Annotated in this window: 15 protein-coding genes; 6 read left to right on the forward strand and 9 right to left on the reverse strand. The window is 68.2% G+C overall.

What is annotated here, in order from left to right; all coding sequences use genetic code 11:
* The first annotated feature begins 39 nt into the window (after positions 1-39).
* The gene (locus ASE44_RS03150; RefSeq protein ID WP_056777384.1) at positions 40-942 is read left to right on the forward strand and encodes a Sir2 family NAD-dependent protein deacetylase; all 903 of its coding nucleotides are present in this window, start codon (positions 40-42) and stop codon (positions 940-942) included.
* 3 nt (positions 943-945) lie between these two features.
* On the opposite strand, the gene ASE44_RS03155 is transcribed toward ASE44_RS03150, so the two are convergent.
* Entirely contained in the window at positions 946-1,848 is a 903-nt protein-coding gene (locus ASE44_RS03155; RefSeq protein ID WP_056777387.1) for an alpha/beta fold hydrolase, read from the reverse strand.
* Positions 1,849-1,951: 103 nt separating this feature from the next.
* Between ASE44_RS03155 and ASE44_RS03160 the strand changes: the two genes are divergently transcribed.
* A complete protein-coding gene (locus ASE44_RS03160) occupies positions 1,952-2,725 on the forward strand; it encodes an exonuclease domain-containing protein (protein ID WP_235522535.1) in 774 nt (257 codons plus the stop codon).
* Between the two features lie 75 nt (positions 2,726-2,800).
* Here the strand turns inward: ASE44_RS03160 and ASE44_RS03165 are convergent, their stop codons facing one another.
* The 3 genes from ASE44_RS03165 to glgA all read right to left on the reverse strand — a co-directional run bounded on the left by ASE44_RS03165 (position 2,801) and on the right by glgA (position 5,264).
* Positions 2,801-3,049 carry a type B 50S ribosomal protein L31 gene (locus ASE44_RS03165; protein WP_056005588.1) on the reverse strand — a complete coding sequence of 83 codons (249 nt, stop codon included), beginning with the start codon at positions 3,047-3,049 and terminating at the stop codon, positions 2,801-2,803.
* Positions 3,050-3,206: 157 nt separating this feature from the next.
* On the reverse strand, positions 3,207-4,019 hold the full coding sequence (locus ASE44_RS03170; RefSeq protein ID WP_056777389.1) for an ABC transporter ATP-binding protein: 813 nt from the start codon (positions 4,017-4,019) through the stop codon (positions 3,207-3,209).
* A 63-nt stretch (positions 4,020-4,082) separates the two neighbouring features.
* On the reverse strand, positions 4,083-5,264 hold the full coding sequence (gene glgA, locus ASE44_RS03175) for a glycogen synthase (protein WP_056777392.1): 1,182 nt from the start codon (positions 5,262-5,264) through the stop codon (positions 4,083-4,085).
* Between the two features lie 45 nt (positions 5,265-5,309).
* Between glgA and ASE44_RS03180 the strand changes: the two genes are divergently transcribed.
* Entirely contained in the window at positions 5,310-6,554 is a 1,245-nt protein-coding gene (locus ASE44_RS03180) for a glucose-1-phosphate adenylyltransferase (RefSeq protein WP_056005597.1), read from the forward strand.
* Entirely contained in the window at positions 6,551-7,267 is a 717-nt protein-coding gene (gene serB / locus ASE44_RS03185) for a phosphoserine phosphatase SerB (protein WP_082455748.1), read from the forward strand. Before ASE44_RS03180 ends, serB begins: the two co-directional genes overlap by 4 nt.
* 26 nt (positions 7,268-7,293) lie before the next feature.
* Here the strand turns inward: serB and fabG are convergent, their stop codons facing one another.
* Complete coding sequence (gene fabG / locus ASE44_RS03190; RefSeq protein WP_056777399.1) at positions 7,294-8,004, reverse strand: 3-oxoacyl-ACP reductase FabG; 711 nt, start codon at positions 8,002-8,004, stop codon at positions 7,294-7,296.
* Between the two features lie 161 nt (positions 8,005-8,165).
* On the opposite strand from fabG, the gene ASE44_RS03195 reads away from it, so the two are divergent.
* Together ASE44_RS03195 and ASE44_RS03205 are read left to right on the forward strand one after the other, a co-directional pair.
* The gene (locus tag ASE44_RS03195) at positions 8,166-8,474 is read left to right on the forward strand and encodes a DUF3099 domain-containing protein (protein ID WP_056005606.1); all 309 of its coding nucleotides are present in this window, start codon (positions 8,166-8,168) and stop codon (positions 8,472-8,474) included.
* A 217-nt stretch (positions 8,475-8,691) separates the two neighbouring features.
* Positions 8,692-9,540 carry an SURF1 family protein gene (locus ASE44_RS03205; RefSeq protein ID WP_056005612.1) on the forward strand — a complete coding sequence of 283 codons (849 nt, stop codon included), beginning with the start codon at positions 8,692-8,694 and terminating at the stop codon, positions 9,538-9,540.
* 66 nt (positions 9,541-9,606) lie between these two features.
* On the opposite strand, the gene abc-f is transcribed toward ASE44_RS03205, so the two are convergent.
* The 4 genes from abc-f to sufC form a co-directional block, all read right to left on the reverse strand.
* Positions 9,607-11,205: a ribosomal protection-like ABC-F family protein gene (gene abc-f / locus ASE44_RS03210; protein ID WP_056005615.1), complete on the reverse strand. Its 1,599-nt coding sequence runs from the start codon at positions 11,203-11,205 to the stop codon at positions 9,607-9,609.
* A 129-nt stretch (positions 11,206-11,334) separates the two neighbouring features.
* Entirely contained in the window at positions 11,335-12,501 is a 1,167-nt protein-coding gene (locus tag ASE44_RS03215) for a MalY/PatB family protein (RefSeq protein ID WP_056777402.1), read from the reverse strand.
* Between the two features lie 98 nt (positions 12,502-12,599).
* A complete protein-coding gene (locus ASE44_RS03220) occupies positions 12,600-12,929 on the reverse strand; it encodes a metal-sulfur cluster assembly factor (protein WP_056005622.1) in 330 nt (109 codons plus the stop codon).
* 28 nt (positions 12,930-12,957) lie between these two features.
* The gene (sufC, locus tag ASE44_RS03225) at positions 12,958-13,734 is read right to left on the reverse strand and encodes a Fe-S cluster assembly ATPase SufC (protein WP_056005625.1); all 777 of its coding nucleotides are present in this window, start codon (positions 13,732-13,734) and stop codon (positions 12,958-12,960) included.
* Between the last annotated feature and the right edge of the window lie 2 nt (positions 13,735-13,736).

A 13,736-nucleotide genomic window follows, 5' to 3' on the forward strand; every position in this document is an offset into this window, starting at 1 on the left:
GAGCGCTCCGGGCGTCGCGGACCGACGGGACGGAACAGGATGAGCACGCTGACCGCAGCAGGGGATCCCGCTGACGAGACGGCCGAAGCCGGACTCGACCGGGTGATCGCGCTGCTCACGGACCGACGTGTCGCGTTCCTCACCGGGGCTGGCGTGAGCACGGACTCGGGGATCCCCGACTACCGCGGCCAGGGTGCGCCGGTGCGCACGCCGATGACGGTCGATCAGTTCCTCTCCAACGACGATGCCGCGCGCAAACGCTACTGGGCCGGCAGCCACCTCGGGTGGAAGCGGTTCGACGGCGCTCGCCCGAACGCAGGCCACCGGGCGATCGCGCTCCTCGAGGAGGCGGGGATCGCCGACGGCGTCATCACGCAGAACGTCGACGGACTCCACGTCCGGGCCGGCTCCCGCCGCGTCGTCGACCTGCACGGGTCGATGGACCGGGTCAGCTGCCTCTCCTGCGGGCAGAGCTATGCGCGGTCGAGCATCGCCGAACGGATGACCACCCTCAACCCGTGGCTCGACACCGAGACGGACGTCACGATCAATCCGGACGGTGACGCCGAGGTCGGGCGGGTGGACGAGATCGTCGTCCCGGTGTGCACGGTCTGCGGCGGCATGCTGAAACCGGACGTGGTCTTCTTCGGCGAGTTCATCCCGACGGAGAAGTACGCCGAGGCCGCCGCGCTCGTCAGGGGTGCCGACGCCCTGGTGATCGCCGGATCGTCGCTCGTCGTGAACTCGGGCATCCGACTGCTCGAGCTCGCGCGTCGGAAGCGACTCCCCATCGTGGTCGTCAATCGCGGGGTGACGAAGGCCGACGGCCGCGCCGACGTGAAGCTCGACGCCGGCGCGAGCGAGACCCTGACGGCGATCGCGGCACGGCTGTTGCCGGACGGGTTCACGAGTGTCGTCTCGCAGGAGGCGACCGACGCCTGAGCGTCAGCGTCGCTCCGGCTCCCCCGCCAGGAACGCGGTGAGCCGCTCGGCCGCGTTGTGGGGCTCCTCGTAGTGGATCAGGTGGCCGACGGCCGGGATCACGTGGAGCTGAGCGTCAGCGAAGCGCTTCGCGAGCGCGAACTGCGCCGCCACGGGGGTGATGTCGTCGCGCTCGGCGGCGATGAGCAGGGTGCGGCTCGGGACACGGTCGGCGTATTCGCTGACGTCGTGGCTCACCGAGGCAGTGAACGACTCGAGGACGACCTCGCGGTCCGCGAAGGCGCTGAAGTACTGGTCGTGCTGGGCGTGGATCCACCGCCGGAGCACCGGGTCCTTGGTCTTCGACATCGCCACGCTCATGATCCGGACGACGCCCTTGTTGCGGAGGAAGGCGAATCCCAGGCGCTTCGGGAGCTTCGCGGACGCCCAGTAGTAGAACACCGCGAGCCTCGTCAGGACGCCTCTGGGGCCTTGGAGTGCCGGAGCGGCGATGGGATTGATGAGGACGAGGTCGTCCGGTCGGAGCCCGCCGGCGACCGCGGCACTCGAGACGATCGAGCCGAAGGAGTGCCCGAGGAGGACGACTCGTCCGGAGAGGTCCAATTCCTCGAGGAACCGCCCCAGCCAGGCGGCGTAGCCCTCGACGGAGTGCGTGCCGTCCAGGAAGGGCGCCGAGCTGCCGAAGCCCGGGAGGTCGGGCGCGATGATGCGGAACCCGGAGAGTTGGGCGACCACCGGTTCGAGTCCGTGGTGGTCGCCACGGAACCCGTGCACCATCACGATCGTCGTCGAGGCCGCACTGTCGCCGTAGTCCCAGAACCGGGTCTCGGCACCGTCCACGATGAGCGAGCGCTCCTGGACGGGGATGCGGTCGAGCTGGTCGGCGTACGGTGATTCGACAGGCATCCCCTCAGTGTACGGAGTCAGGCTCCGCGTTCCGGGATGGAGCGGACCGAGCCGGTTCGGCGTGGCACGGTCCCCTGTCGGACGTGCGTCGTAGGGTGAAGGCGTGAACACGGCCGATGTGCATCCCCACTGGACGGACCGCCTCGCGGTCTTCGATCTCGAGACGACGGGGATCGAGGTGGAGACGAGTCGCATCGTGACCGCCTTCGTCGGCGTCATCGCGGCTGACGGTTCGATCGAACGGTCCTGGTCGTGGATGGCCGATCCGGGTGTCGAGATCCCCGCTCGTGCCGCCGAGATCCACGGCGTCACCACGGAACGCGCGCGGGCTGAGGGCCGGCCGTCGTCGGTCGTCGTCGGCGAGATCGTCGCCACCCTGACCGAGCTCTTCGCCGCTCGCCTGCCGGTGGTCGCGTACAACGCCCCGTACGATTTCTCGCTCCTGCACTTCGAGGCGGAACGCCACGGTGTGCCCTCGATCACCCAACCGACCCCGGTCGTCGACCCGTTGATCCTCGACCGTCGCCTCGACACGTTCCGCCGCGGGAAGCGGACGCTCGAGGTCGTCGCCGCGCTCCACGGCGTCCCGCTCGAAGGGGCGCACGACGCCGGTGTGGACGCCGTCGCGGCCGGGCGGGTCGCGCAGGCCATCGGCCGCCGGTACGCCGACGCCCTCCCGACGAACGTGGACGAGCTGCACGAGGCTCAGCGGGCCTGGTCGCTCGAGCAGGCCGAGAGCTTCCAGTCCTACATGCGCCGCGTGCGCGATCCCGAGTTCGTCGCGGACGGAGGGTGGCCGATCCGCACCGGTCGTGTTGTCGCACCATCCGAGGCGCCCATCATCGTGCCGGCGGATCAGCTCCCCCTCGGCATCTGAACCCCACGATCCGGTCTGTCGACGACGAAACGCCCCGATCCGAGGATCGGGGCGTTTCGTGTACAGCGGAGTGGACTACTTGCCGAAGCCCTTGAAGCGCTGGTTGAACTTCTCGACACGGCCGGCCGAGTCCATGATGCGCTGCTTACCCGTGTAGAACGGGTGCGACTCGGACGAGATCTCCACGTCGATCACCGGGTAGGTGACGCCGTCGAGGTCGATCGTCTTGCCGGACGAGACCGTCGAGCGCGTGAGGAACGTCGCGCCGGAGGCGAGGTCGCGGAAGACGACGGCTTCGTACGTGGGGTGGATGTCAGATTTCATCAGCAGTCCTTGTTGAGTGGATGGTGTGGGTAGTACCCGCGCTCGGAACTCCAGGCACGAGGCAGAAAGCTCTTGGCTCCGCGAGCCAAAGGTCAACTTTACCAGACTCGGCGCGCGTCTGCTCGCCGAGGGCGATCGACGCGCCGAGGTGGGGTCGTCAGACCGGTGCGACGGCGGACCGGCCGGCGCGGGTGGAACGGGCATGGAAGCGCCCGTCCTCCTCAGTCAGCTCGATCGGGAGGTCGAACGTCTCACTGAGGTGCTCTGACGTCAGGATCTCGGTGATCGGTCCAGCCGCGACGACGCCGCCGTCCCGGACAAGCAGCACGTGCGTGAAGCCGACCGGGATCTCCTCGACGTGGTGCGTCACCATGATGATCGCCGGTGAGTCGTCCGCGCTCGCATAGCCGCCGAGGAGTTCGACGAGTTCTTCGCGGGTGCCGAGGTCGAGACTCGCCGCCGGCTCGTCCAGGAGGAGCAGCTCGGGGTCCGTCATGATCGCGCGGGCGATCTGGACACGCTTCTGTTCGCCGTCGCTGAGCGTGCCGAAGCGACGGTCGGCGAGGTGGTCGAGCTTCCATTCGGCGAGCACCCGGGACGCACGCTTCACGTCGATGTCCTCGTATTGCTCGACCCAGCGTCCCGTGACGGAGTAGGCGGCCGTCAGGACCACGTCGAGGACGGTCTCCTCCGGCGGCACCCGCTTCGCGAGCGCCGACGAGGCGAACCCGATGCGGGGACGCAACTCGAAGACGTCGACGCGACCGAGGGTCTCGTCGAGGACCGACACCGTTCCCTTCGAGGGATGGATGAGCGTCGCGGCCAGCTGCAGGAGTGTCGTCTTCCCGGCGCCGTTCGGGCCGAGGACGATCCATCGCTGGTCGCCCGTCACCGTCCAGTCGACACCGTCGAGGATGGGGTTGAGATTGCGGACCACGGACACATCGGAGAACTGCAACACGCTCGGCATGGTCCTAGCCTATCCGGACCAGGTCCCCGCACGTCGCCCTCCGGGGCGTACCCGGGAAGCGGTTCAGACGAGGCTGCGGTACAGCTCCGCCGTCTGGGAGGCGATCCGCGACCAGCTGAAATCGGACTCCGCTCGGCGACGTCCTGCCGCCCCGTACGCCCTCGCCTGCGCCGGATCCTGGACGACCTCCGTGAGGGTGGCGGCGAGGTCGGCGACGAAGCGCTCGGGGTCGAGCGGGGTCCCGGTGCCGTCGGACGCCTGCGCGAGGGGGACGATCCGGCCCGTGACGCCGTCCTGGACGACCTCCGGGATGCCGCCGGTCCCGGTCCCGACGACCGCGGCCCCACAGGCCATGGCCTCGAGGTTCACGATGCCGAGCGGCTCGTAGATCGACGGGCACACGAAGGTGGTCGCGGCGGTGAGCACGGTGCAGAGCTCGTGGCGCGGGAGCAGTCGTTCGATCCAGACGACCCCGGTGCGCTCCTGCTGCAGCTCCTCGACGAGTCCCTTGACCTCGGCGAGGATCTCGGGGGTGTCGGGAGCGCCGGCGCACAGGATGAGCTGGACGTCGGGCGGCAGCAGACGGGCCGCTCGAAGCAGGTACGGCAGCCCCTTCTGCCGGGTGATCCGGCCGACGAAGACGACGGACGGACGCGACGGGTCGATGCCGAGGGACTGCAGCAGGTCATCGTCGACCCGAGGCTGCCAGTCGGTGAGGTCGATGCCGTTGTAGATGACCTGCACCTTGGCCGGGTCGAGGCTCGGGTAGGACCGCAGGATGTCCCGTCGCATGCCGTCACTGACCGCGACGACGGCCGCGGCCCCTTCGTAGGCGGACTGCTCGAGCCAGCTCGACACGCGGTACCCGCCACCGAGCTGTTCGGCCTTCCAAGGCCGCAGCGGTTCCAGGCTGTGCGCGGTGACGACGTGCGGGATGCCGTGCAGGAGGGAGGCGAGATGCCCGGCACCGTTCGCGTACCAGGTGTGCGAGTGCACGAGGTCGGCCCCCGCGACGTCCTGGGCGATGAGGAGGTCCGTCCCAAGGGTGGTGAGCGATCCGTTGGCGCCCTGGAGTTCGGCCGGCACGCCGTAGGCGACCGTGTCGGCCTCGTCGCGCGGGGCGCCGAAGCAGCGGACGGTCACGTCGATGTCGCTGCGGAGGGATTTCACCAACTCCGCGACGTGGACACCTGCTCCGCCGTAGATCTCCGGCGGGTACTCCTTTGTCACAAGATCAACTCGCATGTCTAGACGCTAGTACAGGTCACCTCCGGCATCTATTCTGAAGCCATGGCCGCCTCAAAGAAGATTTTCGGAATCGTCCTCGCTGGTGGGGAAGGGAAGCGGTTGATGCCGCTGACCGCGGACCGCGCGAAACCGGCCGTACCGTTCGGCGGGCAGTACCGTCTGATCGACTTCGCGCTGTCCAACCTCATCAACTCGGGACTCACCCAGATCGTCGTCCTCACCCAGTACAAGTCCCACAGCCTCGACCGCCACGTCTCGCAGACGTGGCGTCTCTCCGGGCTGCTCGACTCCTATGTCGCATCCGTGCCGGCGCAGCAGCGCCTCGGCAAGCGTTGGTTCAGCGGCTCCGCCGACGCGATCCTGCAGAGCCTCAACCTCATCCGCGACGAGAAGCCCGACATCGTCGTGGTCGTCGGCGCGGACCACGTGTACCGCATGGACTTCGCGCAGATGATCGAAGCGCACATCCAGTCCGGTAAGAAGGCCACCGTCGCCGCGATCCGTCAGCCGATCTCCCTCTCGGACCAGTTCGGTGTCATCGACGTGGACGCGGACGACCCCACGACGATCGCGCGCTTCCTCGAGAAGCCCCTCGACGCTCCCGGCCTGCCGGACTCCCCCGGTGAAGTCCTCGCCTCCATGGGCAACTACGTGTTCGACGCGGACGCACTCATGCAGGCGGTCATCGACGACGGCGAGGTGACGAGTTCGAACCACGACATGGGTGGCGACATCGTCCCGTACTTCGTCGATCGCGGTGAAGCCGGCGTGTACGACCTCCAGCGGAACGACGTACCGGGCTCCACCGACCGCGACCGCTACTACTGGCGCGACGTGGGGACGATCGAGTCCTTCTACGAGGCGCACCAGGACCTCATCTCGACGCTCCCCATCTTCAACCTCTACAACCGTGACTGGCCGATCTTCAGCTCGCAGTTGAACTCGCCGCCGGCCAAGTTCGTGCGGGATGCGAAGGGCAACCTCGGCCAGACCATCGACTCGATCGTCTCGCTCGGGTCACTGCTGTCCGGAGCGCACATCGAGCGCAGTGTCCTCGGGCCCTGGGCACTCGTGGAGTCGGGCGCTCACGTCTCGGACTCCGTGGTGTTCGACAAGGTCCACATTGAACCGGACGCCGTCGTCAAGCGGGCTATCCTGGACAAGGATGTGGTGGTCACCTCCGGCGCGAGCGTCGGTGTCGACCACGACCGGGACCGCGCTCGCGGATTCACCGTCACCGAGTCCGGTCTCACCGTGGTTGGCAAGGGAGTACGCGTCGTTCCATGAGTACCGATCGTTCGGCAGTGGCGGATCCCGAGGCAGCACTCCCCCCACAGGCCGGACGAGGCGTCCGGTTCCTCGCGGTCCTGGACGCCGACTCGACGCTCATCGAGAACGAGGTGATCGAACTCCTCGCCGAGGAGGTCGGCAGTCTTCCCGAGGTCGCTGCGATCACGGAGCGGGCGATGCGGGGCGAGCTCGACTTCGCCGACAGCCTCCGGGCGCGGGTGGCGACGCTCACCGGCCTGCGGGTTGACCGCATCCCCGTGATCGCCCGGCGGATCCGCATCACCCGCGGGCTCGAGCGGCTCATCGACGGGCTGCACGCGCACGGATCGACGATCGGTGTGGTCTCCGGCGGATTCCATGAACTCCTCGATCCGCTCGCAGCGACCCTCGGCCTCGACCATGTGCGGGCGAACCGGCTCGAGACGGCCGACGGTCGACTGACCGGCGGGCTCAGTGGGCCGATCATCGACGCAGCGGCCAAGGCGGATGCGTTGCAGGAGTGGGCCGCCCTCGATGACGTCCCGCTGGTGCGGACCATCGCGGTCGGCGACGGCGCAAACGATCTCGCCATGATGGAGGTCGCGGGCCTCTCGGTCGCCTTCAACGCGAAGCCGATCGTGCGTCGGCACGCGGACGTCGTCGCAGGCAGGGTCGACCTCGGCGACGTCCTGCCGCTCCTCGGCCTCGAGAGCGGGCCTCAGCGCCGCTGAGTCGACCCCGGGTGTTCGACCTCGGGTCAGTGCCCCATGCCGAGGCCGCCGTCGACCGGGATGACCGCCCCGGAGATGTACCCGGCGTCATCGCCGGCGATCCAGGTGACGACCTTCGCGACCTCGTTCGCGCTCGCGAACCGGGCGGCGGGGATGCTCTTCTTGTACTCGGCCTGCGTCTCGGCCGGCAGCTCGGCGGTCATGTCCGTCTCGATGAAGCCGGGCGCGATGACGTTCGCCGTGATCCCGCGTGCACCGAGTTCACGGGTGATGGAACGCGCCATGCCGACGAGGCCGCTCTTCGAGGCGGCGTAATTGACCTGGCCGGCGGAGCCGTAGAGGCCGACGACACTCGAGATGAGCACGATGCGCCCGAACCTCGCCTTGAGCATGCCTTTCGACGCTCGCTTGACGACCCGGAAGGAACCACCCAGGTTCGTGTCGACGACCCGGTCGAAGTCGTCCTCGGTCATCCGCATGAGCAGGGTGTCCTTCGTGATGCCCGCATTGGCCACGAGCACCTCGACGGGACCGAGCTGGGCTTCGATCTCGGTGAAGGCCGCGTCCACCGAGGCGGCGTCCGTGACGTCCGCGCGGACCGTCAGCGTGCCGGCCGGTCCCTCGCCCGACCGCGCGGTCACGGCCACCCGGTGACCCTGCGCGACGAACTCCTCGGCGATGGCGAAGCCGATCCCCCGGTTGCCTCCGGTGACGAGGACGGTGCGTGGTGCGGTCATGGTCGATTCCTCTCCTGCGGCGGGACGGACCGATTCGAGCGGCGGCCGTCGAGGTCCGTGACGCTCCGGCCGCGGACCCGTACCAGCATATGGTGGTCTCCGGTTCCTCCCGGTCACTTCAGGGCATCGAGCGCCCGTCGAGAGCGTAGGCTGAGACTGGCATGAAGCAGCAGAGCATCACCTCACTCCCACCGGCGCCCGATCAGGAACGCCGGCAGCGGCTCATCAAGTACTCGATCACCATGGGTGTCCGGTTGCTTTGCCTCGCCGCGCTCCCATTCGTGCAGGGCGGTTGGATGTTCGTGGTCGCGGCCGGCGCCATCTTCCTCCCGTACATCGCCGTGATCATCGCGAACGCCGGTTCGCTGCCGTCGCAGGGCGAGATCGAACGCCCCAGTGGTGTCGTGGTGTCCCAGCGGCCGAACATCGTCGACGACTCCGTCCCTCCCCGCCCGGCCGACCAGGCATGATCGGGTTCGGAGCCGAGCCCGACGGGGTGATCTGTTCTCGCGCCGGGTGCCGTGCAGTGGCGGACTGGCGGATCGACTGGCAGAATCCGAAGATCCACACCGGAGACCGCGTGAAGACCTGGACCGCCTGCGAGGAGCACGTCGACTTCCTGGAAGCCTTCCTCGAGGCCCGCTCCTTCCCGCTCGAGCGGGTGCGCCTCGCCCCGGTGGTGGGATCATGAGCGCCGGATGGCGCTTCGCCTTCAGCCGGCGCTGGCTCGGATACCTGGGCGTCGCCATCGTCTTCGCCGTCGTCTGCGTGCTCCTCTCCAACTGGCAGCTCGCACGCGCGAGCGAGAAGGAGGAAGAGGTCCAGCGCATCGCCACCAACTGGGACGCGACCCCGATCCCGCTCGACGAGGCACTCCCATCGCTCGACTCCTTCAGCGTCGCCGACGAATGGCACCCGGTGTCGATGAGCGGAACCTACCTGACGGACGAGCAGCTGCTCGTCCGCAACCGTCCCCGGAACAACCAGGCGGGCTTTGACGTCCTCACGCCGCTCCGACTGGCCAACGGCGACGTCTTCATCGTCGATCGCGGCTGGGTCCCGGCGGGCGACACGCTCGACGCACCGGAGTCGATTCCCGCTCCCCCGTCCGGCGAGGTCTCGGTCGTCGTCCGGATCCGGCCGGGCGAGCCGACCCTCCCGGGCCGCGGTGCCGCCGACGGCCAGGTGGCGACGATCAACCTCCCCCAGATCGCCGAACTCCGCGGTGAGACGGTCTACACGGGCGCGTACGGGATGCTGCTCTCGGAGCGCCCGGCGCCCGCGGAGGCGGCGCCCCTCGGCCCGATCAAACCCGAGCCGAACGAGGGCATGCACCTGTCCTACGCGCTGCAGTGGGTCGTGTTCGCGCTGATGGGCTTCATCTTCCTCGCCTACGCGATCCGCCAGGAGTACCGCATCCTGAACTCGGACGACCCGAAGGAGCAGCGGCGGGCGGCCGCGCGCGCCGAACGCCTCGCCAACAAGGCGAGGTCCGACGCCGACATCGAGGACGAGATCCTCGAGTCGCGTCGCTGACCCACGCCGCCCACCGGATTCACCGGGCGGCCGAGCCGGGCCCGTGATGCACACGGGCCCAGCGCGTCAGGCCAGACTGACGAGGTCCTGGTAGTCCTTGTTCCAGTGGTCCTCGACGCCGTCGGGCAGGATGAGGACCCGTTCCGGGTTCAATGCCTCGACCGCTCCCTCGTCGTGGCTGACGAGTACGACCGCGCCCTCGTAGTGGGCGAGCGCGTCGAGGATCTCCAGCCGGCTGGCCGGGTCGAGGTTGTTGGTCGGTTCGTCGAGCAGGAGCATGTTCGCTCCCGAGACGACGATCATCGCGAGGGCGAGTCGCGTCTTCTCGCCACCGGAGAGCACCCCCGCGAGCTTGTTGGAGTCGTCGCCGGTGAACAGGAACGAACCGAGCACCTTGCGCGCTTCCATCTCAGTGATGTTCGGCGAGGAGGAGACCATGTTCTCCAGGACGCTGCGCTTGACGTCGATCGTCTCGTGTTCCTGGGCGTAGTAGCCGATCCGTAGCCCGTGACCGGGCTCGAGCTGGCCGGTGTCGGGCTGGTCCACACCGGCCAGGATCCGCAGCAGCGTGGTCTTGCCCGCACCGTTGAACCCGAGGATGACGACTTTCGACCCGCGGTCGATCGCGAGGTCGACCGCCGTGAAGATCTCGAGTGATCCGTAGCTCTTCGACAGGTTGCTCGCCATGAGCGGCGTGCGGCCGCAGGGGGCCGGGGTTGGGAACCGCAGCTTCGCGACGCGATCCTGGGCGCGGACCTCCTCGAGGCCGGAGAGCATCCGCTCAGCGCGTGCGACCATCTGGTGCGCCGCGGCCGCCTTGCTGGCCTTCGCGCCGAACTTGGCCGCCTGGAGCTGGAGCGCGGTCGCCTTCTTCTCGACGTTGGTGCGCTCCTTCTTCCGGCGCTCCTCGTCGGCCTCGCGCTGCCGCTGGTAGTTCTTCCAGTTCATGTTGTAGATGTCGATGACAGTGCGGTTCGCATCGAGGTAGAAGACCCGGTTGACCGTCTCCCCCACGAGCTCGATGTCGTGCGAGATCACGATGAACCCGCCCTTGTACTGCTTGAGGAACTCCCGCAGCCACACGACCGAGTCGGCGTCCAAGTGGTTGGTCGGCTCGTCGAGGATGAGCGTCTCGGCGTCGGAGAAGAGGATGCGCGCGAGTTCGATGCGGCGGCGCTGTCCTCCGGAGAGCGTCTTCAGCTGCTGGTCGAGGATGCGGTCGGGCAGATTCAGGTTCGACGCGATCGACGCGGCTTCGGCCTCGGCGGCGTATCCCCCGAGGGCGTTGAACCGGTCCGTGAGGTTGCCGTACTTCTTCATGGCGGCTTCGGCGACCTTCGGGTCGTCGCTCGCCATGGCCATGCTCGACTCGTGCATGCCGAGCGCGAGCTGGCCGAGGCCGCGGGCGTCGAGGATGCGGGTGCGGGCGAGGTCCTCGGGGTTGCCGGAACGCGGATCCTGCGGGAGGTAGCCGATCTCCCCGCCACGATCGATCTTGCCGTTGGTCGGCAGGGTCTCGCCGGCCAGGGTCTTGGTCAGGGTGGTCTTCCCGGCGCCGTTGCGGCCGACGAGGCCGATCTTGTCGCCGGCGGACACGCGGAAGTTCACGTGCTCCATGAGCACGCGTGCCCCCACGCGGATCTCGAGGTCGTGCACACTCAGCACAGGCATGGTCCATTTCTTCAGGTGCGTTTCGATAACGCGGGGGTGGGGGTCAACTTCCCAGTATAAATCGTGAAATCGATGCTCGGCACCGCGGCCGTCTCGCGTGCGTCCGAGGGCGCCCGTTCGGACTCAGCGCAGCGCCGAGATCCGTCGGATGGCCTCGGTCAACAGCTCCGGCGAACAGGCGAGGTTCAACCGCGCGTGGCCGGCGCCGGACGGACCGAACGGCGCTCCCTCCTGCAGAGCGACCTTCGCCACCCGCAGGATGTGACGGGCGGGCGGTTCCGACCAACCGAGGGTGGAGCAGTCGAGCCAGGCCAGATAGCCGGCGGCGGGCATGCGGTAACCGATCTCCGGGAGCTCGGCGCTCAGGAGGTCACCCAGCAGGCGTCGATTCCCATCGATGAGACCCAGAAGGCCGTCGAGCCACGGTTCCCCGGATTCGAACGCCGCGATCGAGGCCAGCACGCCGAACTGACCGGTGCGCCAGAAGACCTCGACCGGCATACCAGCGATCACGCTCCGCGGACCGGCACCAGCCGTCACCATGACCGCGCACTTCAGGCCTGCCAGATTCCAGGCCTTGCTGGCCGACAGGACGGCGTATCCGTGCGCTGCGGCCTCCTCGGAGACGCTGAGGTAGGGGACGAACCGCTCGCCGGGCTGCGTGAGTGGGGCATGGATCTCATCGCTCACCACCACGACCCCGTAGCGGGCTGCGAGTGAGGCGACGGAGCGGAGTTCCTCGACCGTGTGCGTCCGCCCGATCGGGTTGTGCGGGTTGCAGAGCAGGAAGGCCTTCGCGCCGTCGCGGAACGCGGTCTCCAGCGCGCCGAGATCGAGGCGGAGCCCACCGGCCGGGTCCCCCGGACGACTCGAACCGCGCAACGGTACGTCGGCGACGACCCCACCGGCCTCGGCGACGAGGTCGAAGAAGGGCGGGTACACCGGGGACGTGACGACGACCCGGTCCCCAGGGGTGATGACGCGACGGAGGATCTCCACGATGCCCATGCTGACGTCGGCGGTGGTGAAGACGGATCCGGGGTCCACCTCCCACCCCCAGCGTCGTGACGCGAAGCCGGCGAACGCCTCGGGAAGTCGCGTGCGGCTCGCCACGTATCCGGCGTCCCCGCGATCGATCGCAGCGTGGAGTGCGGCGCGGATCACGGGCGCGAGCGGGACGTCCATCTCCGCGACGAACATCGGCAGGACGTCGTCCGGGTACTCGGACCACTTCTCGCTCGTCCGGGTGCGGAGCAGGTCGAGGGAGTCGGCGGAAACGGTCTCGGTCATGGCTCGACCCTATCCGCGGTCGGCGCGTCGGGCACAACCGCCGTGAACGACGACGACGGACGGCTGGAACACAGCCGTCCGTCGTCGTGGAGGATCGATCAGATCGAGAAGCCGAGGGCTCGCATCATGTCGCGGCCGTCGTCCGTGATCCGCTCGGGACCCCACGGCGGCATCCAGACCCAGTTGATGCGGAACGCGTCGACGATCCCGTCGAGTGCCTGACCGGTCTGTTCCTCCAGCACGTCCGTGAGCGGACAGCCGGCGGAGGTCAGGGTCATGTGGATGATGAGCGCGTCGTTCTCGTCATCCCAACCGAGATCGTAGATGAGACCGAGGTCGACCACGTTCACCCCGAGCTCGGGGTCCATGACGTCCTTGAGTGCTTCTTCGACCTCGTCGAATCGTTGCGGACTGAGCGTTGTTACCATGTCGTTATCTTAGACCGCCTTCGCGGGCTCAGGCGCCTTCCGGGGCCACGACGGCGTCGACGAGGAAGCGGTCGTACCCTTCGTTTTCGAGTCGGTCGGCGAGCTCGGGACCGCCCTGTTCGGCGATCTTGCCGGCGACGAAGACGTGCACGAAGTCCGGCTTGATGTAGCGGAGGATGCGCGTGTAGTGCGTGATGAGCAAGACGCCGAGACCGGTGTTCTCCTTGGCGCGGTTGACGCCCTCGGAGACGATCTTGAGCGCGTCGACGTCGAGACCGGAGTCGGTCTCGTCGAGGACGGCGAACTGCGGCTTGAGCAGCTCGAGCTGCAGGATCTCGTGGCGCTTCTTCTCTCCGCCCGAGAAGCCCTCGTTCACGTTCCGCTCGGCGAAGGCCGGTTCCATGCGCAGGTTGCTCATCGACTCGCGGACGTCCTTGATCCAGCCACGGATGGCCGGTGCCTCGCCGTCGACCGCGGTCTTCGCGGTGCGGAGGAAGTTGGTGACCGTGACACCCGGGATCTCGACCGGGTACTGCATGGCAAGGAAGAGTCCGGCGCGCGCACGCTCGTCGACGCTCATCGCGAGGACGTCCTCACCGTCGAGGGTGATCGAGCCGCTGTCGACGGTGTACTTCGGGTGACCGGCGATCGTGTACGCGAGCGTCGACTTGCCCGAGCCGTTCGGGCCCATGATGGCGTGCGTCTCGCCCTTGCGGATGGTGAGGTCGACGCCACGCAGGATCGGCTTCGTGCCCTGTTCGGTTTCGACACTGACGTGCAGGTCGCGGATTTCGAGGACTGACATGG

It is taken from the genome of Plantibacter sp. Leaf1, from assembly GCF_001421315.1.
In the GTDB taxonomy this organism is placed as follows: Bacteria; Actinomycetota; Actinomycetes; order Actinomycetales; family Microbacteriaceae; genus Plantibacter.

Excerpts from the sequence above, each read along its gene's own strand:
- ASE44_RS03205 (WP_056005612.1), top strand. The coding sequence starts at position 8,692 with ATGAGCGCCGGATGGCGCTTCGCCTTCAGCCGGCGCTGGCTCGGATAC.
- fabG (WP_056777399.1), bottom strand. The coding sequence starts at position 8,004 with ATGACCGCACCACGCACCGTCCTCGTCACCGGAGGCAACCGGGGGATC.
- ASE44_RS03170 (WP_056777389.1), bottom strand. The coding sequence starts at position 4,019 with ATGCCGAGCGTGTTGCAGTTCTCCGATGTGTCCGTGGTCCGCAATCTC.
- ASE44_RS03180 (WP_056005597.1), top strand. The coding sequence starts at position 5,310 with ATGGCCGCCTCAAAGAAGATTTTCGGAATCGTCCTCGCTGGTGGGGAA.
- ASE44_RS03195 (WP_056005606.1), top strand. The coding sequence starts at position 8,166 with ATGAAGCAGCAGAGCATCACCTCACTCCCACCGGCGCCCGATCAGGAA.
- sufC (WP_056005625.1), bottom strand. The coding sequence starts at position 13,734 with ATGTCAGTCCTCGAAATCCGCGACCTGCACGTCAGTGTCGAAACCGAA.
- ASE44_RS03215 (WP_056777402.1), bottom strand. The coding sequence starts at position 12,501 with ATGACCGAGACCGTTTCCGCCGACTCCCTCGACCTGCTCCGCACCCGG.
- serB (WP_082455748.1), top strand. The coding sequence starts at position 6,551 with ATGAGTACCGATCGTTCGGCAGTGGCGGATCCCGAGGCAGCACTCCCC.
- ASE44_RS03220 (WP_056005622.1), bottom strand. The coding sequence starts at position 12,929 with ATGGTAACAACGCTCAGTCCGCAACGATTCGACGAGGTCGAAGAAGCA.
- glgA (WP_056777392.1), bottom strand. The coding sequence starts at position 5,264 with ATGCGAGTTGATCTTGTGACAAAGGAGTACCCGCCGGAGATCTACGGC.
- ASE44_RS03165 (WP_056005588.1), bottom strand. The coding sequence starts at position 3,049 with ATGAAATCTGACATCCACCCCACGTACGAAGCCGTCGTCTTCCGCGAC.
- ASE44_RS03155 (WP_056777387.1), bottom strand. The coding sequence starts at position 1,848 with ATGCCTGTCGAATCACCGTACGCCGACCAGCTCGACCGCATCCCCGTC.
- ASE44_RS03150 (WP_056777384.1), top strand. The coding sequence starts at position 40 with ATGAGCACGCTGACCGCAGCAGGGGATCCCGCTGACGAGACGGCCGAA.